This is a genomic window from Amycolatopsis thermoflava N1165, assembly GCF_000473265.1.
GTDB classification, from domain to species: Bacteria; Actinomycetota; Actinomycetes; order Mycobacteriales; family Pseudonocardiaceae; genus Amycolatopsis_E; species Amycolatopsis_E thermoflava.
In genome coordinates this window covers 7,223,399-7,243,403 of the sequence record NZ_KI421511.1, presented here as the reverse complement: position 1 = coordinate 7,243,403, position 20,005 = coordinate 7,223,399, and the positions used below count along the sequence as shown (strand labels likewise).

Here is a 20,005-nt window from a genome sequence, read left to right as displayed (position 1 = left end):
GATCCGGACCTCAGGGAGGGCATTCAGTCCATCGAGGAGCGAAATTCGGTACCCCGCCAAGCCGCGCCCGAGAGGGCGGAGGCGAACACAAAGCGTGATGCATCGAGCACACGCCGCGCCATGCTGCCGCAGAATTGGGCATTGTGGCGGCGGCCGAAGCGTTTCATCGTTTTCCTGCTCGTCACCGAACTGATTGCGGTCGCGTGGCTGGTCGTCGCATTCGTGAACGCGAGCCTGCCGAGCGGTCTCGATTGGCTGCGCTTCGCGATTCTCACGGTGGGCGCGACGGCGCACATTCAACTGACCCGGCGGCAGGAAGAACGTCGGCGAAATGCGGGCGGGCGGGTCCTGATCGACCTGACCGCGGTCTGGGTCGTGCCGGCCGCGATTATTCTCCCGGTGCCGTTGACGATCTTGGTCGTCGGCCTGGTCCGGGTACAGCGCTGGTTCGTCGCGCGGCGGCCTGCGCACAACTTCGTGTACTCCACGGTGGCCCACATGCTGGCGGCGACGCTAGCCCACCAGGTCTACGTGGAGCTGGGTCCGCACGACTGGGGTTCGCTGGACGTCGCGGGCTCGCTCACGGAGTTCGGCTGGATGCTGGTGGCCGGGCTCATCTACGAGGGCGTGCAGATCCTCTACATCGGATCCGTGATCGCGCTGGCCGCGCCGGACAAGGCGAACGCGCGGACGGTGCTGGGCAGCCCGGCGGACAACGTGCTGGAGGCGATCACGATCGGCCTCGGCGCAGTGACGGCGATCCTGCTGGTGATCATGCCGCCGACGGTCGCGATCATGGCCGTGGTGACGGTGGTCTTCAACCGGCTCGCCGAGATCGAGCAGCTGCAGGCCGACGTGCGGACCGACCCGAAGACGCAGGTCGCGAACATGCGCGGGTGGACGGAGTCGGCCGAGCGGGCCCTGACCAGGGCGACGAAGGCGGCCGATCCGCTGGCCATCCTGATGATCGACCTGGACCACTTCAAGTGGATCAACGACACGTTCGGCCACCCGGCCGGCGACGACGTGCTGCGGAACCTGGCGCAGCTGCTGGACGAGGTGACCCGGCCGAGCGACGTGGTGGGCCGCTTCGGCGGTGAGGAGTTCCTGGTGCTGCTGCCGGACACGGACCAGGCGGCGGCCACGGTCGCCGGGGAGCGCATCCGCTCCGCGGTGGCCGGGCTGCAGATCAGGACGACCAACAAGCGCGGTGACCAGACGTTGGTGTCGGAGCGGACGGCCTCCATCGGGGTCGCGGTGTTCCCCGACCACGGCGACACCCTGCCCACGCTGATGCAGGCCGCGGACGCGGCGGTCTACGAGGCGAAGGAGGGCGGCCGCAACCAGGTCCGGATAGCCCGAGCCGCCCGCGACTCCGCGCCGCTGCCGCAACCCCCGCGCGAAGCCAAGCACATCACGCACTGAGCGATCGACGGACGCCCCGGCGAGGCCCCTCTGTTCCACTCGCGCTCGCGAATCCACTCATACGAGCCGACTTGCCCACACGCCCGCATCCGGCCTTTTCCGCCACGCCCGGACGCGCCACTCATCCACGCCCCGCCTCACTCCCGAGCACGCGCGCGCCGCCACGGCGATTCCACCCACCGGGCCAAACTCCACTCCGCCGCCACACGAGCACCACGGCGACCACCACGCTCCACGCGCCCCGACGGACACCGCCCCCACGAGCGGCCCACTCACCCACCCACGACTGACCCACCCACACCCCACGAAAGGCCCTCTCGCGCGCCCCGAACGGCCCCCGCCCGGACCACACCCGCCCCACCAGGGCGTTCGCCTTACCCCGGCCCCCCGACTCCTAAACCTGCGACCCCTCACCCACTAGAGTGGCGCACTCCGGAATCCACGATCAGGGAATTCCCTGGTGGCCGCAGAGGCCGCTCCCCTGCCACTCTGGGAGGCGATGATCAGCCCAGCGACCTTCACCGACCACCCGCCACCCGGGCCGGGCACCACACGGGTGCCCCGGGTGCGCCGCCGCCTGGCCACCTCCGCCTGGCTGCTGGTGCTGTCGCTGGCCGTCGTCACCTTCGGGTTCGTCGCGTCGCGGCCGGCCTCCCCGCCGGACGCGGGGCCGCCCACCGGCGGCGCCCTGGCCGCCCAGCAGGCCATCGAGGCGCTCGTCCACCCCGGCCCGCAGGCGACCGCGCTCGACCTCCTGCCTGCCGACTTCACCCAGGTCACCGGCGTCGTCCCCGGCCAGATGCGGGCGCGGGACGGCACGGTCCGCGCGGTCCACGTCGACGGCGGCTGCTCGACCCCGTGGGGCGACGACAACACGAAGTGGGACTACGCGGTCCCGTGCAAGGCGCACGACCTCGGCTACGACCTCCTCCGCTACGCGGCCGCGGTCGGCCACCCCCTCGGCCAGGACGTCCGCGAGGCGCTGGACCAGCGCCTGTCCGACGACATGCACGCGGCCTGCGTCATCAACCCGGTCGACTCGCCGCGCACCTGCCGCGTCGTCGCGAGCCTCTACTCCGCCGGGCTCGTCGTGAACTCCTGGCACCAGCGCTGGGGCCCGCCGGTCGGCGACCCGATCGGACCGCTGCTGGCCGGCGTCGCCGTGATCGGGTGCCTGTTGATCTTCCGGCTGCGCGGCTGGCTGCAGCACCGGCACGCCCGCGTCGCCACGCCCCCGCCACCGGCCACCAGGGCCCCGCCGGCGCCGCTGTCCCCGTGGGTGACGCTCGGCGTGGGCAGCCTGGTGCTGCTGATCCTCGGCGAATCGGCCATCGCGCTGGCCCGGTGGGCCGGCGTGGGCGCGGACTGGCTGTGGCCGCTCACGTGGGTGGCTCAACTCGCCCCGGTGTTCTTCTTCGCCGGCGGCCGCGCCAACGCGGCGGGCTGGCGCGCCACCAGGGACAGCGGCGGCGGGTACCGCCAGTACCTCGCCCACCGGGCGAGCTGGCTGCTGCGCCCGGCCCTGATCTTCGTCGTGGTGGCGCTGCTCGTCCCGCTCGCGCTCGAACTGCTCGGCATCCCCGAGGGCACGAACGCCGCGATCATGCGCATCGCCCTGCACCCGCTGTGGCTGCTGGGCATCTACCTGCTGACGGTGGTCGCCACGCCGCTGATGCTCGCCCTGCACCGGCGAGCCGCGGCGGCCTCGGTCGCGGGCCTGCTCGCCTTCGTCGTGCTGGCCGAGATGGCGGCACGGGCCCTCGGCTCGCCCATCCCGCGCTACCTGGCGGCGTTCGGCCTGGCCCTGCTCGCCCAGCAGGTCGCGTTCGGGCGGATCCGCACGTCGAACCGCCTGCTCCTGGTGGGCGTCGCGGCGGCGGGGGCCACCGGTCTCGCCCTGCTCACCACGGTTGGCGGGCTCAGTCGCGACCTGCTCGGCGCGCCGGGCGCGCCGCCCGCGTTGTCCGGGCCCACCCTGCCGGTCCTGCTGCTCGGCGCCACCCAGATCGGCCTGCTCGGCCTGGCCGCGAAGCCGCTCGCCCGCCTGACCACCCGGTGCGCCGGCGCCGCCCGCCTGGCGATGCGCGCGCCCATGAGCCTGTACCTGGGCTTCCTCGCCGCGATGCTGCTCGTCGTCGCGCTGGTCTACCTGCCGGGCCACCCGGCGGCGATCTTCGGCTGGCTCGGCGACCCGCGCACGTGGTTCGCGCTGGCGCTGCTCGCGGTCCCCGCGCTGATGGTCTTCTGGTGGTTCGAGCGCCACCCGCGGGAGACGGCTGTCCCGGTCGCGGACCACCCGGGCTCCGGCGGCTGGCTCGCGCACGCGGCGACCATGCTCGGGATCGGGTTCGCCGTGGTCGGGCTGTTCGGGTTCGCGCTGACCCGGTTCGGCGGTGACGACGGCTCGATCCTGGGGCTGCCCGTCGACCCGATCCAGAACCTTATCCAGCTGCTGATCGGGGTATTCCTCCTGCACACAGTGCGGACAGGGCTCAGCGGCGCGCGCAGCACGTGGATCGTCACGGGCATCGCGTGCGTTCCGGCACTGCTGTCGGCGGCCGACCCCGTGACGATGGCGGTGCACGGCGTGACGGCCCTGATCGCGCTGGCGGCGGTGGCCAGCACGCTCGTATCCACCAAGGCGGTGGCGCAAAACACGTAACCGAGTGTTGTGAACCACTTCGCGTCGGCCGTATGCGACGCTACGGCCGAGTAGGTGAACGATAACGGCCATGAAAGGAGCACCTGGCGTGGACGACCCGCGGAACGATCGTGGGACCGGCCGGCCCGCACGGCCGCGGCAGCCGCGCCAGATCGACGCCCGCCACGAAGGCCCGGTCCGGCGCACGCCGTCCGACCGAGCCGGGCGCTCCTCCGCCGACCGCATCCCGCCCGACCGAGCCGGTCGCACCCCCGCCGACCGCGTGCCGGGCGACCGGGCGGGCCGCACCCCGGCCGATCGCGCGGGCCGCACCTCCGCGGGCCGCCCGCCCGTCGACCGCGCAGGCAAACCGGTGGGCAACCGCACGTCGGCGGGCCGCCCACCGGCCGGCCGGGCCGCGCGGGGACCGGCCCCTCGCGACCGGGCCGCGCCCGCCCAGATCCGCCGCCGTCCGCCGCCACCGCCGCCAAGGCGCTCGTCGCGCCGGGGCGCGAAGGTCGCCGTGGGGCTGGTGTCCCTGCTGGTCATGAGCCTCACCGGCTACGCGTGGGCGGCGATGCAGGGCCTGGTCAACGGCCTCACCACCACGGACGTGATCGACGGGAACCAGCCCGCCGACGGGGCCCGCGACATCCTGCTGGTCGGCATGGACAGCCGCACCGACGCGCAGGGCAACCCGCTGCCGGAGGACCTCCTCGCCCAGCTCCGCGCCGGTGTCGCGGACGGCGAGGAGAACACCGACACGCTGATCATGGTCCACATCCCCAACGACGGCAGCAAAGCCGTCGCGGTCTCGCTGCCCCGCGACTCCTACGTCAACATCCCCGGCTTCGGCAAGCACAAGATCAACTCCGCGTACGCCCGGGCGAAGGCGGCGGAACGCCGGAAACTGCAGGAAGAGGGCGAGACCGACGCCAAGTCCATCGAGGTGCAGTCCAACCAGGCCGGGGCCAAGACCCTCATCCAGACCGTCGAGCAGCTGACCGGCTCGACGATCGACAACTACGCCTCGGTCAACCTGCTCGGCTTCTCCGAGATCACCAAGGCCATCGGCGGCGTGGACGTGTGCCTGAAGGAGAACGTCAACGACCCGTACTCGGGCGCGAAGTTCACCAAGGGACAGCACACGATTTCCGGCGTCGAGGCGCTCGAGTTCGTCCGCCAGCGGCACGGTCTTCCGCGCGGCGACCTCGACCGGGTCGTGCGCCAGCAGGTCTTCATGGCCGGGATGGCGCGCAAGGTGCTGTCCGCGGGCACCCTCGCCGATCCGGGCAAGCTAAACAGCCTCACGGACGCGGTCAAGAAGTCCGTGGTGCTCAACCAGGGCTGGGACATCCTCGGGTTCGCCCAGCAGATGAAGGGGCTCACCGGCGGGCAGCTGGAGTTCCGCACCATCCCGGTGGTCAACATGGACTACAGCACCCCGGACGACGGGCAGGCCATCCAGGTGGACCCCGGCCAGATCCGCGAGTTCGTGCAGGGCCTGACCGCCGCCCCGGCCCAGTCCGCGCCGCCCGCCGAGACCGGCCCGGCGAAGTCGGCGACCACTGTGGACGTCCGGAACGGAACCGGCCGCGAAGGTCTCGCGTCCACGGTCCTGCAGAGCCTGACCGGTAAGGGCTTCACCGGTGGCCAGACGTCGAACACCACGTCGCGCAAGTCGACCGTGGTCCGGTACCCGGCGGGCGGCCAGGAGGCGGCCCAGCAGGTCGCCGACGCGCTCGGCTCGGGCGCGACGATCGAGCAGGACCCGACGGTGACCAAGGGTCACGTCGTCGTGCTCGTCGGCAGCGACTACTCGACGTCCCCGTCGCGCGTCGTCCAGCAGGCAGCCGCCGCGCCGCCCGCGACCACTCAGAACCCGGAGCCGGGCGGCGACGAGCCGATCACCGCCAACGGCATCACCTGCGTCAACTGACCACACCGTCCAGCGCACCCCGGGTTAGCCCGATCGGCCTAATAACGGTGGTCAACGGAAACGGACTGGGCAAAGTCGCGTAAGGAACGCGCACTCAGCGACTTACATACCCGTGAACACCGCTGGAGTTCGACCGGACGTGCCAGAGCAGGGGTGCGGCGCGACGCAAGGTCAGGGCAGGGGACGGGGAGTGCGCATCGACAATGACCTCTACCAGCGAATCCTGGGGGAGGAACTCCGCAAGCTGCGCCGGCGACGAGGCTGGACGCGCAAGGAGCTGAACCAGCACCTGCAGAGCGACATCTCGCTGCAGACGCTGGCGACCTACGAACTGGGCACGCGGCAGTGCTCGGTGGTGCGGCTCGTCGAGCTGTGCCTCGCGATGGACGAGCTGCCGCAGGACCTGCTGGCCCGCGTGCACCGCCGCGTCTTCGCCGACGAGCCGGGCAAGGTGCGCCTGGACCTGACGCGGATCGTCGCCGATGAGCGGCCCGAGCTGCTGCCGCTGCGCCGGTGGGCGGAGGGCAGACTGCGCCAGCCGGGCGCCCCGCGCGAGGTGCGCCTCGACCGGGCGGCCATGTCGTGGATGGCCCAGCTGTGCAACCTCACCGCACCCGAACTGCTGGACCGCCTGCGCGCGATCTCCGGCGTAGAGGACGACTGACGTTCCCTGCCGGCGTGCGACCCAACCCGGATCGCACGCCGGCAGGACAAAACCGCGCCAGCCGGCGCCGCGCACGAGGTACGCCTCGACCGGGCAGCCACAGCGTGGATGGCCCAGCCGCGCAACCTCGCCGCACTGACCGGACGCTCCCGGCCGGGGCGCGACCCCATCCGGACCGCACTCCGGCAAGGCGTCACGCGAGTCAGCCGCGGCCGACCAGCTCGAAGTCGGACGGCCGCAGCTTGCGCGTGTTCAGCCAGTACCGCCAGGTGAAGCCGGGCCAGATCGTCCGGTTCACGCCCTTCGCGTCGAGGTACCAGCTCTTGCAGCCGCCCTGCGTCCACACGCCCTTGGCCAGCTTCTGCTGGATCTCGGCGTTGAACCGCTCCTGCACCTCGGCCCGCGGCTCCAGCGCACCGGCGCCGGTCTGCTCGACCAGCCGGATCGCTTCGGCGACGTAGCGGATCTGCGACTCGATCATGAACACGACCGAGTTGTGCCCCAGTCCCGTGTTCGGCCCGAGCAGGAAGAACATGTTCGGGAACCCGTTGACCGTGATGCCGAGGTGGGTCCGCATCCCCTCGGTGGCCCACTCCTTGTTGAGCTTGCGGCCCTCGACCCCGATGATGTCCAGGTTGTCGAAGGCGTCCGTGACGTGGAAGCCGGTGCCGAAGATGATCGCGTCGACCTCGCGCTCCACGCCTGCCGTGTCGATCACGCCGGTCTCGGTGACCTCGGCGACGCCGTTCGTGATCACGTCCACGTTGTCCCGGTTCAGCGCCGGGTAGTAGTCGTTGGAGATCAGCACGCGCTTGCAGCCCATCACGTAGTCCGGCGTCAGCTTCGCGCGCAGCGCCGGGTCGTCGATGTGCTTGTCGATGTTGGACTTCGCGAGCTTCTGCGCGACCTTCATCAGGCCCTGGTGGCCGTTGAAGCCGATCGCGCGGGCCTCCAGCATCCAGTACAGGAGGTTGCGGTAGGCGCGCTGCGTGCCGGGGATCTTCGCGAACACCGACTTGGCCCACTCCGGCATCGCGTGGTCCGGCTTCGGCATCACCCACGCAGGCGTGCGCTGGAAGACGTGCAATTGCTCGACCTCGGGCGCGATGGCCGGGATGAACTGGATCGCGCTCGCGCCGGTGCCCACGACCGCGACGCGCTTGCCGCGCAGGTCGTAGTCGTGGTCCCACTGCGCCGAGTGGAAGGTCTTGCCCTGGAACCGCTCGATGCCCTTGAGGTCGGGGATCTGCGGCAGGTGCAGCGCGCCGACGCCGTTGACCAGGAACCGGCCGCTGAAGGTGTCGCCGTTCTTGGTGGTGACGTGCCAGCGGTGCTCGTCCGGATCCCACCGGGCGCCGGTCATCTCCTGGCCGAACCGGGTGCGCTCGTACAGGTCGTACTTGCGCGCGACGCCGCGCAGGTAGTCCCAGATCTCCGGCTGGGGCGAGAACGAACGGCTCCAGTTCGGGTTCTGCTCGAAGGAGAACGAGTACATGTGCGACTGGATGTCGCAGGCGCAGCCCGGGTAGGTGTTGTCGCGCCAGGTGCCGCCGACATCGTCCGCCTTCTCCAGGATGACGAAGTCCTCGCGCCCCTCCTTGCGCAGCTGGATCGCCATGCCCAGGCCGGAGAACCCGGTGCCGACGATGATCACGCCCGTTTGCGTGTGCTCTGCCATGTACCTTCCTCCACACTGAGCATTAGGTGTTACCGCGAGTCCATCTTACTTGGAGTAGGTTACCTCCGGTAGAGTCAGTTTCATGACCGGGCCGACCCGCCGCAAACGCATGCCACGAGCCCAGCGCGAGCAGCAGATGCTCGAGGTCGCGGAAGCGGTGTTCGCCGAGCGCGGGTTCGCCGCGGCGTCGATGGACGAGATCGCCGAGCGGGTGGGCGTGTCCAAGCCGATGCTCTACGAGTACTTCAACTCGAAGGAGGGCCTGCTGCTGGCGTGCGTCGCGCAGGCCAGGGCCGAACTGCGCGAGGTGACCGAACGCGCGGTGGCCGGCCAGACGGACGCGCGCGAGGCGTTGCGCAGCGGATTGCGGGCGTTCTTCGTATTCGCGCGCGAGCGCCGGCAGGGCTGGTCGCTGTTGCGTCACGAGCTCGCCCTGATCGGGACGTCGGCCTCGGACGCGCTGGAGGACACCCGGCGCCAGCAGACGGACCTCATCGCCAAACTGATGGCGCAGTACTTCGACGCAGGCGAGGCGGGGCACCTCCTGCTGGAGGCGACGGCCGAGCTCGTCGTCGGGGCGTGCGAGCGGCTCGCCATCTGGTGCGAGCAGCACGACGAGGTGACACCCGATTTGGCGACCGACCTCGCGATGGAGGTCTTGTGGACCGGACTGGGCCTTCGCACTCAGTGATCACGCGTATCCGCAGGTGGTTGCTCCATCCGGTCGTCACGCATCGCACAGTTTCGCCCAGAACTTGTCACGCAGAGTTCTGTTGATGTATCGATAGAAGCTGACAGAGCGTTAGGCAAATGGCGGCAGAAGCACGCCCGATCGGATGAACGCGATCGGCGTCATGAAGAGGCTTCGGATTGCTCCCTCAAAGTGGAGTTGCAGCCGAGAGCGGCAGGGGTGTGAGACTCATGGCGGTACCGATCACGGCGATCTACGTGCCGGAGGACGACGACTGGGCGGTCACCGTGACCGGCCAGGGCAGGAGCCTGACCGCGCGGGCGCCCGGCATCATCGCGGCGCGGGACCGGGTCGACCAGTTCGTCGAGGAGCTGGGCGCGGAGGCGAAGGGGGCCACCGTCGTCCACCTGCTGAACGGCAGCGCGCTGGAGTTCACGGCCGCGTACATGACCGCGCGGCTGTCGCGGCCCGAGCCGGCGCCGATCGAGGTTCCGGAGCCGGCCGCGGCCGCGGAGGCGTCGACGGCGGAGGAGGCACCGGCTGAAGTACCAGAGCAGCCGGCGCCCAAGCCGGACAAGAAGCCGAAGGCGAAGCTGACGGCGAACATCGGGGACGCGCTGACGGCCGCGAAGCCGGCGGCGCCGCAGCCGGCGGCCACCTCGTCGATCAAGGTGACCGCGGCCGCGAGCACGCCGGCCGCGCGGGCCTGAGCCCTCAGCGGAAGAGCTTGCGCACCAGCAGTGCGGCGACGAGCACGCCGACCCCGATCAGCGGGAACTTGACTTTGGGGTCGTCGAACTTCGTGCGCAGGGTCGTTTTGGCGTTGTCGGCCAGCCGCTTGGGGCTGGCCTTCTCGCCCAGCTGATCCAACGTCGACGCAAGCGCTTCGCGGGCCTTCACGATCTCCCGCTCGATGGTGTCCGGGTCGCGAGCCACAGGTCCTCCTCACCTTCGCAGGGCACAACCGTAGATCACGCCCCGCGACGGGCGGCACCGGCCACGCCGTACGAGGCCCGGGCGCTAGGCTGGTGGCGTCGGGGCCCGTAGCCCAATTGGCAGAGGCACATGGTTTAGGTCCATGCCAGTGAGAGTTCGAGTCTCTCCGGGCCCACACAATCCCTACCTACACGCGCGCTCCTGCCATCAGCGTTACGGAACGCTGAGTGCCACGCCGCCACGATCCCAGGCGGCTTCTACGCCTACGAGGAATACCAGGACGCTCTCGACCGCCTGCGCTCGTCCCTCGGCAGCTGAGGTCTGTTCTCCAAAGTTCGCCGACAGCGCCCGCCGGACGTCAGGCGCTGTCGCGGCGCTCGATCACCGTGTCCAGTGCCGTTCGTGCGCCCTGCAACCGGGCGATCGCGGCGTCGATGCGAGACCGTTCCGCGCGGAGCCGCTCCAGCACCCCATCGCAGGCGGGGGTCGGCGGTTCGCCCCGGACGCAGGTGCCGATCTCGGCTATCCCGGCCGTCGTCAGCCCGGCCGCGAGCAGTTCGCGGATGCGGCGCACCGCCGTCACGTCCTCCTCGGCGTAGTCGCGGTATCCGTTCGGCGTCCGCTCGGGCCGGAGCAACCCCTGCTTTTCGTAGTACCGCAGCAGCTGCTCGTCCACCCCGGTTCGCCGCGCGAGTTCACCGATGCGCATCCGTCCGCCTCCGCGACTTGACCTTGTAACTGATTTCAAGGATTAGCTTCGACGCCGGACACGTCAACGTGACGAGAGGAACGGCAGTGACAGAGGTTTTGGTGGCCGGGGCGACCGGCATGCTGGGCGGGGCGATCGTGGACAGCCTGCTGGAGCGGGACGTCCGCGTCCGGGCGCTGGTCCGGCCCTCCAGCAAGCGCGAGGTGGTCGACGCGCTCGCGGACAAGGGCGTGATGATCGCGGAAGGCTCGCTCACCGATGGGCCGGAACGCCTCGCCCGGCTGCTCGAAGGCGCGGACGTGGCGATTTCCGCGCTGCAGGGCGGGGAAGACGTCGTGGTCGATGGGCAGACGACCCTGCTGCGTGCCGCCGAGAAGGCCGGGGTGCCGCGGCTGATCCCGTCGGACTTCGCCGTCGACCTGTTCCGCCTCGACGACGGCGACAACGTCTTCCTCGACCACCGGCGCCGGGCTCACGAGGCGTTCGCCGGCACCCACGTGCAGGTGACCTCGGTCCTGAACGGCGCGTTCACCGAGGTGATGACCGCGCCGTTCCTGGAGATCGTCGACTGGGACAACGACACGTTCGCCTACTGGGGCGACGGCGACCAGCCCTGCGACTTCACCACGGTGGCGGACACCGCGGCCTACACCGCCGAAGTGGCGCTCGATCCGGCCGTCGCCGGGCGGCCGGTTCGCGTGGCCGGGGACGTGCTGACGATGAAGGAGTTCCACGAGGCGTTGCAGCGCGGCTCGGGCAGGCGTCTCGAACTCCGCGTGCGCGGCGACGTCTCCGAACTCGAAGCCGAGATCCGGCGGCGCCGCGCCGTCGCCACCGGTCCCGCCGACTTCGTCGCCCTGCAGTACGTCTGGGCGATGGTCACCGGGAAAGCCAAGCTCGAGCCGCTCGACAACGACCGCTACCCCGCTGTCCGGCCGACCGGTGTGGCGGAGTTCGCCCGGCGGTTCGCGCGCTGACCGCCGTCACGGGGCGACCAGCGGCTCCTCCGCGTAGGCGCGGTGCAGCAGCTCCACAAAGGACTCCGGCGTGTCCAGCTCCACGTCGTCGATCCGGCGCACCGCCACGCCGGGTGTCCAGGAGTTCATGACCACCGCCCCGCGCATCGCGGGCAGATCGGCCGCGGTCAGGATCTGCGATCGCTGCGGCACGCCCAACCGGTCGAGTTGCCGCCGCAGGATCCCCATCGTGATGCCGCGCAGGACCGCCGCGTCCGGCCAGACCACCGAGGCTCCGTCCCAGAACGCCAGGTTCCAGATGGACGCCTCGGTGAGCCGGCCGTGGCGGTCGACGAACGCGGCGTCGTCGAAGCCGCGCGCCACCGCCTGTCGCGGGTAGTACGTCTTGGCCACCTCGCCGACGTGCTTGAACGCGGGCAGAACCCGCTCGTACTCGAACGTCGCCAGGCTCAGCGGGCCGGCCGGGCCGTCGGTGGCCGGCCCGGTGCGGACCAGCAGTTCGGGCGAGGCGTCCGCTGCCGAGAACTCCGGCGAGTACACGGTGGCGGTCAGCGAGACGTCCGCCGGACCCTCCCGCAACGCGGCCCGCAGGTGCGCGAGCACCACGTCGTCCGGCAGGGCGCGGCCGAACAGCTCGGCCGACGCGGCACGCAGCCGGTCCAGGTGCAGGTCGAGACCGCGGATCCGGCCGCCGCGCACCTGCATCGCCGTGAAGTGGGCGTACCCGGCGAAGGCGAGCGGGGCCAGATCTCCGGTGGTGGCCGGACGGCCGTTGCGGTGGACGACGAAAACGCTCATGCCGCCGAACCTAGAGCCTCACACCGGTGTGAGGCTCCAGCGGTGATGAGCTGGATCACCCGGTCAGCGGTCGCCCCAGGGGCCGGTGATCGCGAAGACGTGGCCAGGGCTCTGGATGCAGGCGAACAGGATCCGCCCGTCCTGGCTGAACACCGGCCCGGTGAACTCGCTGTCGTTGAGGTCGTTGCGCGCCAGCGGGTAGGACTTGCCGTCCCGCGTGACGCCGACGAGGTGGCTCAGGCCCTCCCCGTCCTCGGCGAGGATCAGGCCGCCGTGCGGGGACACGGTGATGTTGTCCGGCCCGTCGTAGTCCGTGTCGGCGTCCGGGTCGGGGTTCACGCCGTAGATCGTCTTCAGCTCGATCGTTTCGGCGCGCGGGTCGTAGAACCACACCTGGCCGTCGTGCTCGTTGACGCTGCCGTCGCTGATCCGGGCGTAGCTGGCGACGAAGTACGCCCCACCGTCGCCCCAGTAGGCGCCCTCCAGCTTGCGGCTGTGGGTCACCTGGCCCGGCTCGAACTGCTTGCGCACCGACACGGTGCGTGCGTCGCGGTCGGGCACGTCGACCCAGCGGACCTTGTAGCGGGTGCCCGGCGTGGTCGCCTCGGACAGGTCGTCGATGTGCCTGCTGCCCTTGAACGCGCTCATCGCCTGCAGCCTGCCCGCCGTGTCACCGCCCGCGGACAGCGCCAGCGCCCGCAGCGCGCCCTTGCCGCCGCGGAAACCCTTCGGCGGCACCCAGCGGAAGTACAGGCCGTTCGGGCCGCTCGCGTCCTCGGTCAGGTAGATCTCGCTGGTCTTCGGGTCGACGGCGACGGCCTCGTGCGAGTAGCGGCCGAGGAACTTCAGCGGGACCGGCTCGAGGTTCGCGTCGCGGTCGAACGCGTCCACCTCGAACACGTAACCGTGGTCCTTCTGGTACACGCCACCGGCGCGCTGCTCGGTCTCCTCGCAGGTCAGCCAGGTGCCCCAGGGGGTCTCGCCGCCCGCGCAGTTGTTGTGCGTGCCGGCCAGGCTGACGTACTCGCTCTTCCGGTTGCCCTCCCGGTCCACCACGATGGTCGTCGTGCCGCCACCGGCGCCCGGGTCGTAGGTGAGGCCCGCCAGCGCGGGCGTGCGGTGCGGCTCGCTGCCGCCGATCTCGTGGTTGTTGATCAGCACGAAGTCCCGGCCGCTGCGGAAGCACGCCATGCCGTCGGGGTCGCTCGGGGTGAACTCCCCGGTCTCCAGCTTCGTCACGCCGGACTGCGCGATCACCTTGTACCGGAAGCCCTTCGGCAGCGCCAGCAGGCCGGCGGGGTCGTCGACGAGCGGGCCGTAGCCGGTGGCGCGGGCGACCTGCGCGGCCGCGGCGGGCGCCGCGATCGCGTCGACGCTGCCCGCGACGATGACGCCCAGACCGCTCGCCGCGCCGGTGCGCAGCAGATCACGCCGGGAAAGTGGAGCCATGACGACCTCCTGTGGTGGGAACCGTGCGAAGGGATCAAAACCGCCGATTCCGACCCGGGCGGGGACCGCAGACGACGCGCAGGCGAACGGCCGGCGAACGGTTCAGGCGAGCCGCTCGTGCGGGTAGCGGTCACGGATGCGGGCCTGGAAGTAGCGGCCCTTGCTCTCCGCGGCCAGCAACGCGCGGAAGATAGCGCTTTCCACGCCGACGTACCGGTAAATCCCGTGGTGCAGGAATTCCACCTCCAGAATGCGGCGCGCCGCGTCGTACCCGACCGAAGCGAGCACACTGGAGGAAACGGGGCGGCGGCGCACTAGGGTCGGCCGGTTTCGAGCAGGTTCTTCAGCCTGCGCAGATCCTTGCGATTCGCGCGTTCCACCGCCGCGGCCATCATCCGGCTGCCCACCTTCGCGAATCCGCTCGGCTCGCCACGGTTGCGCAGCACCATGCGGGTGCTGTCCGCGTCCAGGGATTCCCAGCTGTAGGTGGTTTCCATGGGGAACGGGCCCTGCGCCGTGCGCATCACGAGCCGTTCGCCGGGCACGAGTTCGATCACCTCGTACGTGTACCGCCGGGTCCGGCCGAGAAAACGCGCCACGAATCCGAGCCGGGTGCCCTCGCGCAGCGGTGGGCGGGTTTCCCATTCGACGTCCAGGATGTTGGCGTACCACTCGGGCGCGTTCGACGGGTCGCCCGCGTAGGACGCCACCTTTTCCCTGGGCAGCGCGACCACGATTTCGGTGCGCACGTCGACTGGCACGAATTCGAGGGTAGTTCAGCCTGCCCGGTTTTCGAACCGTATACTTCTTGCAACCGTTGCAAGAAGGAGGTCGACGATGACCGACTGGACCGCCGTGCACGAGAAGGCCGTGGCGGCCTTCGCCGAGGGCTGGGCGCGGCCGCACCCGCAGGCGTGGGACGCGTTGCTGGCCGAAGACGTCGAGCTGAACCAGCCGATGGTGCCGCCGACGCGGGGCAGGCAGGGGTGGGGGCGGGAGGCCGAGCGGCTGCTGGGGTTCCTGCCGGACCTGCGGGGCGAGGTGCTGTCGTGGGCGGGCCGGGAGGACCGGCTGTTCATCGAGCTGCGGCTGAGCGGAACCCTGCGCGGCAAGCCGCTCGCCTTCCGGGCCGTGGACGAGCTGTGGCTGACCGCCGACGGCCGCGTGACGCGCCGGGACTCCTTCTTCGACTCGATGCCGGTGGCGATGGCCGTCGCGGGACGGCCCGGCGCGTGGCCGGCGTGGTGGCGGTCCGGCCTGGGCCCCCTCACCGGACGACGCCGCTTGCGGCGATGATTTCCCGCTCGCCGACGCCAGCGCTGTCGGGTGTTGGCCAGCGCTGATGGATGCGGCGGTGGCCGCCCACTCACCAGCCGCCCGCGAGTGCGGCGGCACCCGGCGGCCGGAGCGCCCCGGGCCACTCACCGGTCGCCCACAGGTGCGGCGAGGCTCAGCAGCCGTGGCAACCCCGGGCCACCATCACGCCGCAACCGCCACCCACACACGAGCCACCGCGGAGCGGTGGCCGAAGCACCCCGACCACTCACCAACCGCCCGCCGATGCGGCGACGCACAGCAGCCGCAGCACCGGGGACCCCACCACGCCGCAACCGCCACCCCACACACGAGCCACCGCCATGCGGTGGCACCCAGTGGCCGGAGCACCGCGGAGCCGCAACCCGCGCCAGCCACCAGCCGCTCGCCGTGCGGCGGCCGCCCAGTGAATTCGGCATTGCGTGGTGTGGAAATGCTTCCGCGGGTGCGGCGGCACCCAGTGTCCGGAGCACCCCGGCCACCGGGCACCACCACCCGGGCTCACATCCCGGCCCCACCGTCACGCCGGCATCGTGAACAGCACCACCGGCGCGCTGGTCGGCTGCTCCGAGCCGCCGGCTGGTTCGATCGTCACGGCGACCGTGCGCACCCCCGTCAGGCCCGCCAGCATCAGCGGCGCACCGGTCGTCCCGGCGTGTCCCATCACCCCGGCCGGGTGCGGGCCCGCCGCGTCGATCGTCCACGCCTGGTACGTCACGTCGGCCGGCTGGTCGGGCATTCCGGTCATCATCAGCATCGCCCGGTCCTGGCTTGGCGACATCACCATCCGCGCCTCGCCCGGGATGCCCGCGTCCGCGCCGTCCAGCGTCTGCACGTCGGGCGCCGCCAGCAGCTGCGTCACTGCCGCGTACTGCGCCTGCGCGGTCTCCAGCTGCCGGTCCGCCCGCACCGCGAGGACCCCGGCGACCGCGGCGACGGCGATCGCGATCACGGCCGCCGCCGCGAGAAAGCGTGTCGTCCAGCTGCGGGAACCCCGTGTCGGCGCCCGGCGGCCGGGTGGCTCCTGCCGCACCTCGCGCACGTCCCGCAGCACCCGGCCCCGCAGCGTCGCGGGCGGCGTCTCGGACACCGCGGCCCCGAGCCGGGCCGTCGTCGCGCGCAGTTCGGCCACCTCTCGCTCGCAGTCCGCGCACCCGGCGAGGTGCTCCTCGAACCGGCGCCGCTCCAGCTCGTCGAGTGCGTCCAGGGCGTACGCGCCGGTCAGCATGTGGACGTCCGGGTTCACCGCGTCACCCCCAGGCAGTCGCGCAGGCGGATCAGGCCGTCCCGCATCCTCGTCTTGACCGTCCCGAGTGGACTCTGCAGCAGGTCCGCGACCTCCGGGTAGGTGTGGCCGCCGTAGTAGGCCAGCATGATCGACTCGCGTTGCAGCTCGGTCAGCCCGTTCAGGCAGCGGCGCACCTGCTCCCGCTCCAGCCGGGCGGTGACCGCCTCCATCACCTCGTCGAACTCCCGCCCCGGCGCCATCGCACCGGCCCGCTGCTCGCGGTCGGTGCGCGCCTGCGCCGACCGCACCCGGTCGACCGCGCGGCGGTGCGCCAAGGTCAGCGACCAGTTCAGCACGCTGCCCTGCCCGCGGTCGTACCGCGCCGCGGTGCGCCACAGTTCGACCAGGACCTCCTGCGCGACCTCCTCGGACTGGGCCACGTCGCGCACCACCCGCCGCACCACGCCGAACACCGGGCCGGCCACGACGTCGTAGAGCTGCTCGAACGCCGCCTCGCTCCCCCGTGCGACCTGGGCCATCAGGTCCTCGGGCGAGGGGCCCGCCTGCCCCGGCGCGGCCGGGCGCATCGCCCGGACCGGATCGTCCATCCCGTCATCCTCCCTCACACCGACGCCCTGTGTTCGGCGCCGAAACGGGACCGGATGGGCCGGATCGCTGGTTGGATTCGGGGATGAGCTTCTACGTGCGCGCCCGCTTCGACGTCCACGACCACCACGGGTTCGAGGAGGTCGCCCGCGCGCTGCGCGACCAGGCCGCGAGCGAGCCGGGCACGCTGACCTACCGCTGGTTCTCCGGGGAGCCGGGCAGCTACGTCGTCATCGAGGAGTACGCCGACGTGGACGCCGCCTTCGCGCACAACGACCGCGGAGCGGCCCTGCTCGAGCGCGGCGGCGAGTGCGCGGACATGGTGGAAGCGGAGATCTACGGCGACATCACCGACGAGCTGTGGGACTGGGTGGCGGCGAACCCGGTGTTCACCGCCTACCCCGAGGTCTTCGCTCAGCCGGACTGACGCGCCAGCCGCAGCCGCCGGTGCGCGGCCATCCGCACCGGCGCGTTGGCGGCCCCGTAGCCGCGGTAGCCGCCGATGCGCTGGACCACCTCGAAGAACACCCGCGAACCCAGAACCTCGGTGTAGAAGTGCAGGAACTCGCCGTGCTCGTCGCGGTCGTAGAGCACCGAGTACTCGCGCAGGGCGGCGAGCAGGTCCGGCGGCGGGGCCAGCCGGGCGTCCAGGTCGTCGTAGTAGTTGGCCGGGATCTCCAGCAACGGCGCGCCGGCCGCGTGCATCGCCTTGGCCGTGGCCAGCACGTCGTCGCTGGTGAAGGCGATGTGCTGCGGGTCGGGCACGCCGGGCGCCCACTCGCCGCGGCGCAGCAGCGCCACGTTCAGCGCGATCCGCACCGTGTTGGCCGGGTTGGTGACCGCCCGGCTGCGGATCAGGCCGAACGGCGCGGCGAACTCGGTCGGCATCTCCGGGTGCAGCCCGAGCACCGTGCGGTAGAACAACGCGGCCTCGTCGAAGTTGTCGAACGGCTGGCTCAACGACACGTGGTCGGTGCCCAGCAACCCGGCGCCCGCGGCGGATGAACCGGTCGGCGTGAAGTCCGACAGCCAGCCGTCTCGGCAGAAGAACACCGCCGTGCCGTCCGGGGCGGCCACCGCGGACAGGTCCGCCTCGCCCGCACGGTGCTCGCGGGGCAGCACCGGCGCGTGGAACGACTCCGCCCGCTCCGCCGAGCGCGCCGGGTCCGCGCTCGCCACCGCCAGCGCGCTGATCTCGGTGGGCCCGCCGGTCGCGTTGAGCAGCACCCGCGCCTCGCCCTGGGCCCACAGCTGCACGGGCTTCGACCGGTGCTGCCCGGTGTGCGCGAAGCCCATCGCGGTCAGCGCCGCGGCCAGCTGCGGGCCGGTGGCCTCGTCCACGGCACCTCGGTGAACGCGTGCCCGGTCAGTTCCGGCGCGGCGATCGCCGGTTCCCCGAGCGACTCCTCCAGCCCGAGCAGCGACCGCATCGCGTCGACCGCCGCGCGACGGGGATCGGCCTGCCGGAACACGTCGTTGAAGACCTCCAGCGACAGCGGCCCGGAGTAGCCGGTGGCGAGCACGTGCCCGACGAACGCGGTCAGATCGAAGGCGCCCTGCCCGGGGAACAGCCGGTGGTGCCTGCTCCACTGCAGGACGTCCATGTGCAGCCGGGGCGCGTCGGCCAGCTGCAGGAAGAAGATCTTCTCGCCCGGGATCGTCCGGATCAGCGCGAGGTCGCTGCCGCGGGAGAGCACGTGGAAGCTGTCCAGGCACAGGCCGACCGCCGGGTGGTCGGCGCGCCGCACGATCCGCCACGAGTGGTCGTAGGTGTCGACGAACCGGCCCCACGCCAGCGCCTCGTACGCAACGCGCATACCGCGCTGAGCAGCTCGTACACCGAGTGTATGCAATTGTTCGGCGGCGAGATCGTCGTCGTCGACGGCGTCCGGCGACACCGAGGAGCACACCAGCATCGTGTCGGCGCCGAGCTGCTCCATCACGTCGAACTTCCGCTCGGCGCGGCGCAGGTTCGCCTCGAACACCGGCGGCGGCACCGCCTCGAAGTCCCGGAACGGCTGGTACAGGTCCACCGACAGCCCGAGGTCGTCGCAGCGGCGCCGGACCTCGGCCGGCGACAGCGGCGAGACGACCAGATCGTTCTCGAAGATCTCGACGCCGTCGAAGCCGGCGGCCGCCGCCGCGGTCAGCTTGTCTTCGAGCGTGCCGGACAGGCACACGGTCGCGATCCCTCGCCTCATGGCCGGGACTCCTCTCGCACGGGCCGGTGTTGGTCGAACCAGTCGGTGAGTCCTACGGTGCGCATATGCCGACCGAAAGCGCCGAACGCCTGCGCGACGCCGAGCGCACCCGCGCCGAGATCCTCGACGTGGCGACCCGCGAGTTCGCCGACCAGGGCTACGCCGGGGCGCGGGTCAACGAGATCGCCGCGAAGACCCGCACCACCAAGCGGATGCTCTACTACTACTTCGGCAGCAAGGAAGGCCTCTACATCGCGGTGCTCGAACGCGCCTACTCCGGCATCCGCGCCCGCGAGCAGGAACTCGACGTCGACCACCTCGACCCGGTCGAGGCGCTGCGGCAGCTCGCCGAGCTGACCTTCGACCACCACGAGTCGCACCCGGACTTCATCCGGCTGGTCAGCATCGAGAACATCCACAACGCCGAGCACATCGGCCGTTCCGAGGTGCTCTCGACGCTCGCCAACCCCGCGCTGGACGTGCTGACCCGCATCCTGGAACGCGGCCGGGCCGCCGGCGCGTTCCGGGAGGACGTCGACGCGCTGGACGTGCACATGATGATCAGCGCGTTCTGCATCTTCCGCACCGCCAACCGGCACACGTTCAACGCCATCTTCAAGCGCGACATGCTCGACCCCGGCCGGCGCGAGCACTATCGCAAGATGCTCGGCGACCTGCTGGTCGAGTACCTGACCGCGCACTGAGCGTTTCGTCCCCTTCTCCGGGTTGACAAGCCTCGTCCGGCTAAC

At 71.2% G+C, this 20,005-nt stretch carries 19 protein-coding genes, 1 tRNA gene and 1 pseudogene; 11 read left to right on the top strand and 10 right to left on the bottom strand.

Annotation, left to right across the window (positions count from 1 at the left end):
• The first annotated feature begins 120 nt into the window (after positions 1-120).
• The 4 genes from AMYTH_RS0135955 (at position 121) to AMYTH_RS0135940 (ending at position 6,669) form a co-directional block, all read left to right on the top strand.
• Positions 121-1,425, top strand: coding sequence for a GGDEF domain-containing protein (locus tag AMYTH_RS0135955; protein ID WP_051362914.1), 1,305 nt, complete (start codon positions 121-123; stop codon positions 1,423-1,425).
• A 499-nt stretch (positions 1,426-1,924) separates the two neighbouring features.
• Positions 1,925-4,087 carry a phospholipase A2 gene (locus tag AMYTH_RS0135950; protein WP_051363131.1) on the top strand — a complete coding sequence of 721 codons (2,163 nt, stop codon included), beginning with the start codon at positions 1,925-1,927 and terminating at the stop codon, positions 4,085-4,087.
• A gap of 88 nt (positions 4,088-4,175) precedes the next feature.
• Complete coding sequence (locus AMYTH_RS0135945) at positions 4,176-6,005, top strand: LCP family protein (RefSeq protein WP_157360719.1); 1,830 nt, start codon at positions 4,176-4,178, stop codon at positions 6,003-6,005.
• 190 nt (positions 6,006-6,195) lie between these two features.
• Positions 6,196-6,669 (top strand): helix-turn-helix domain-containing protein, encoded by a 474-nt coding sequence (locus tag AMYTH_RS0135940; RefSeq protein ID WP_027934273.1) that lies wholly within the window; start codon positions 6,196-6,198, stop codon positions 6,667-6,669.
• 202 nt (positions 6,670-6,871) lie between these two features.
• On the opposite strand, the gene AMYTH_RS0135935 is transcribed toward AMYTH_RS0135940, so the two are convergent.
• Positions 6,872-8,347: a flavin-containing monooxygenase gene (locus AMYTH_RS0135935; protein ID WP_027934272.1), complete on the bottom strand. Its 1,476-nt coding sequence runs from the start codon at positions 8,345-8,347 to the stop codon at positions 6,872-6,874.
• A gap of 136 nt (positions 8,348-8,483) precedes the next feature.
• On the opposite strand from AMYTH_RS0135935, the gene AMYTH_RS0135930 reads away from it, so the two are divergent.
• Together AMYTH_RS0135930 and AMYTH_RS0135925 are read left to right on the top strand one after the other, a co-directional pair.
• Positions 8,484-9,038, top strand: coding sequence for a TetR/AcrR family transcriptional regulator (locus tag AMYTH_RS0135930; RefSeq protein ID WP_037324258.1), 555 nt, complete (start codon positions 8,484-8,486; stop codon positions 9,036-9,038).
• A gap of 230 nt (positions 9,039-9,268) precedes the next feature.
• Positions 9,269-9,748: a hypothetical protein gene (locus AMYTH_RS0135925; protein WP_027934270.1), complete on the top strand. Its 480-nt coding sequence runs from the start codon at positions 9,269-9,271 to the stop codon at positions 9,746-9,748.
• Positions 9,749-9,752: 4 nt separating this feature from the next.
• Here AMYTH_RS0135925 and AMYTH_RS0135920 read toward each other — a convergent pair whose 3' ends face one another.
• Positions 9,753-9,974 (bottom strand): DUF3618 domain-containing protein, encoded by a 222-nt coding sequence (locus AMYTH_RS0135920; protein ID WP_017984592.1) that lies wholly within the window; start codon positions 9,972-9,974, stop codon positions 9,753-9,755.
• Between the two features lie 101 nt (positions 9,975-10,075).
• On the opposite strand from AMYTH_RS0135920, the gene AMYTH_RS0135915 reads away from it, so the two are divergent.
• Positions 10,076-10,149, top strand: a tRNA-Leu gene (locus AMYTH_RS0135915).
• 183 nt (positions 10,150-10,332) lie between these two features.
• On the opposite strand, the gene AMYTH_RS0135910 is transcribed toward AMYTH_RS0135915, so the two are convergent.
• Positions 10,333-10,683 carry a MerR family transcriptional regulator gene (locus AMYTH_RS0135910; protein ID WP_027934269.1) on the bottom strand — a complete coding sequence of 117 codons (351 nt, stop codon included), beginning with the start codon at positions 10,681-10,683 and terminating at the stop codon, positions 10,333-10,335.
• An 86-nt stretch (positions 10,684-10,769) separates the two neighbouring features.
• Between AMYTH_RS0135910 and AMYTH_RS0135905 the strand changes: the two genes are divergently transcribed.
• Positions 10,770-11,660, top strand: coding sequence for an NmrA family NAD(P)-binding protein (locus tag AMYTH_RS0135905; protein WP_027934268.1), 891 nt, complete (start codon positions 10,770-10,772; stop codon positions 11,658-11,660).
• Positions 11,661-11,666: 6 nt separating this feature from the next.
• Here the strand turns inward: AMYTH_RS0135905 and AMYTH_RS0135900 are convergent, their stop codons facing one another.
• The 4 genes from AMYTH_RS0135900 to AMYTH_RS0135885 form a co-directional block, all read right to left on the bottom strand.
• Positions 11,667-12,458 (bottom strand): aminotransferase class IV family protein, encoded by a 792-nt coding sequence (locus AMYTH_RS0135900; RefSeq protein ID WP_027934267.1) that lies wholly within the window; start codon positions 12,456-12,458, stop codon positions 11,667-11,669.
• Positions 12,459-12,521: 63 nt separating this feature from the next.
• Positions 12,522-13,907 carry an alkaline phosphatase PhoX gene (locus tag AMYTH_RS0135895; RefSeq protein WP_027934266.1) on the bottom strand — a complete coding sequence of 462 codons (1,386 nt, stop codon included), beginning with the start codon at positions 13,905-13,907 and terminating at the stop codon, positions 12,522-12,524.
• A 102-nt stretch (positions 13,908-14,009) separates the two neighbouring features.
• Positions 14,010-14,195, bottom strand: coding sequence for a KTSC domain-containing protein (locus AMYTH_RS0135890; RefSeq protein WP_228685101.1), 186 nt, complete (start codon positions 14,193-14,195; stop codon positions 14,010-14,012).
• A gap of 26 nt (positions 14,196-14,221) precedes the next feature.
• Positions 14,222-14,668: an SRPBCC family protein gene (locus AMYTH_RS0135885; protein ID WP_027934264.1), complete on the bottom strand. Its 447-nt coding sequence runs from the start codon at positions 14,666-14,668 to the stop codon at positions 14,222-14,224.
• A 76-nt stretch (positions 14,669-14,744) separates the two neighbouring features.
• Here AMYTH_RS0135885 and AMYTH_RS0135880 point away from each other — a divergent pair, with 76 nt between their 5' ends.
• A complete protein-coding gene (locus AMYTH_RS0135880; protein WP_027934263.1) occupies positions 14,745-15,203 on the top strand; it encodes a nuclear transport factor 2 family protein in 459 nt (152 codons plus the stop codon).
• 538 nt (positions 15,204-15,741) lie between these two features.
• Here AMYTH_RS0135880 and AMYTH_RS0135875 read toward each other — a convergent pair.
• The gene (locus AMYTH_RS0135875) at positions 15,742-16,467 is read right to left on the bottom strand and encodes an anti-sigma factor (RefSeq protein ID WP_027934262.1); all 726 of its coding nucleotides are present in this window, start codon (positions 16,465-16,467) and stop codon (positions 15,742-15,744) included.
• Positions 16,464-17,057 (bottom strand): ECF RNA polymerase sigma factor SigK, encoded by a 594-nt coding sequence (sigK, locus tag AMYTH_RS0135870; protein WP_027934261.1) that lies wholly within the window; start codon positions 17,055-17,057, stop codon positions 16,464-16,466. Before sigK ends, AMYTH_RS0135875 begins: the two co-directional genes overlap by 4 nt.
• A gap of 83 nt (positions 17,058-17,140) precedes the next feature.
• Between sigK and AMYTH_RS0135865 the strand changes: the two genes are divergently transcribed.
• Positions 17,141-17,482 carry a putative quinol monooxygenase gene (locus AMYTH_RS0135865; RefSeq protein WP_027934260.1) on the top strand — a complete coding sequence of 114 codons (342 nt, stop codon included), beginning with the start codon at positions 17,141-17,143 and terminating at the stop codon, positions 17,480-17,482.
• Here AMYTH_RS0135865 and AMYTH_RS46340 read toward each other — a convergent pair.
• Positions 17,470-19,256 (bottom strand): annotated as a pseudogene (locus AMYTH_RS46340) (bifunctional sugar phosphate isomerase/epimerase/4-hydroxyphenylpyruvate dioxygenase family protein). The gene AMYTH_RS0135865 and the pseudogene AMYTH_RS46340 sit on opposite strands and share 13 nt — an antisense overlap.
• A 65-nt stretch (positions 19,257-19,321) precedes the next feature.
• Between AMYTH_RS46340 and AMYTH_RS0135855 the strand changes: the two are divergent.
• Positions 19,322-19,960, top strand: coding sequence for a TetR/AcrR family transcriptional regulator (locus AMYTH_RS0135855; protein WP_020421539.1), 639 nt, complete (start codon positions 19,322-19,324; stop codon positions 19,958-19,960).
• The last annotated feature ends 45 nt before the right edge of the window (positions 19,961-20,005 follow it).

Coding starts and splice junctions, on each gene's coding strand:
- AMYTH_RS0135955 (WP_051362914.1), top strand. CDS start 121: ATGCTGCCGCAGAATTGGGCATTGTGGCGGCGGCCGAAGCGTTTCATC.
- AMYTH_RS0135950 (WP_051363131.1), top strand. CDS start 1,925: ATGATCAGCCCAGCGACCTTCACCGACCACCCGCCACCCGGGCCGGGC.
- AMYTH_RS0135935 (WP_027934272.1), bottom strand. CDS start 8,347: ATGGCAGAGCACACGCAAACGGGCGTGATCATCGTCGGCACCGGGTTC.
- AMYTH_RS0135930 (WP_037324258.1), top strand. CDS start 8,484: ATGCTCGAGGTCGCGGAAGCGGTGTTCGCCGAGCGCGGGTTCGCCGCG.
- AMYTH_RS0135925 (WP_027934270.1), top strand. CDS start 9,269: ATGGCGGTACCGATCACGGCGATCTACGTGCCGGAGGACGACGACTGG.
- AMYTH_RS0135910 (WP_027934269.1), bottom strand. CDS start 10,683: ATGCGCATCGGTGAACTCGCGCGGCGAACCGGGGTGGACGAGCAGCTG.
- AMYTH_RS0135900 (WP_027934267.1), bottom strand. CDS start 12,458: ATGAGCGTTTTCGTCGTCCACCGCAACGGCCGTCCGGCCACCACCGGA.
- AMYTH_RS0135895 (WP_027934266.1), bottom strand. CDS start 13,907: ATGGCTCCACTTTCCCGGCGTGATCTGCTGCGCACCGGCGCGGCGAGC.
- AMYTH_RS0135880 (WP_027934263.1), top strand. CDS start 14,745: ATGACCGACTGGACCGCCGTGCACGAGAAGGCCGTGGCGGCCTTCGCC.
- sigK (WP_027934261.1), bottom strand. CDS start 17,057: ATGGACGATCCGGTCCGGGCGATGCGCCCGGCCGCGCCGGGGCAGGCG.
- AMYTH_RS0135865 (WP_027934260.1), top strand. CDS start 17,141: ATGAGCTTCTACGTGCGCGCCCGCTTCGACGTCCACGACCACCACGGG.
- AMYTH_RS0135855 (WP_020421539.1), top strand. CDS start 19,322: ATGCCGACCGAAAGCGCCGAACGCCTGCGCGACGCCGAGCGCACCCGC.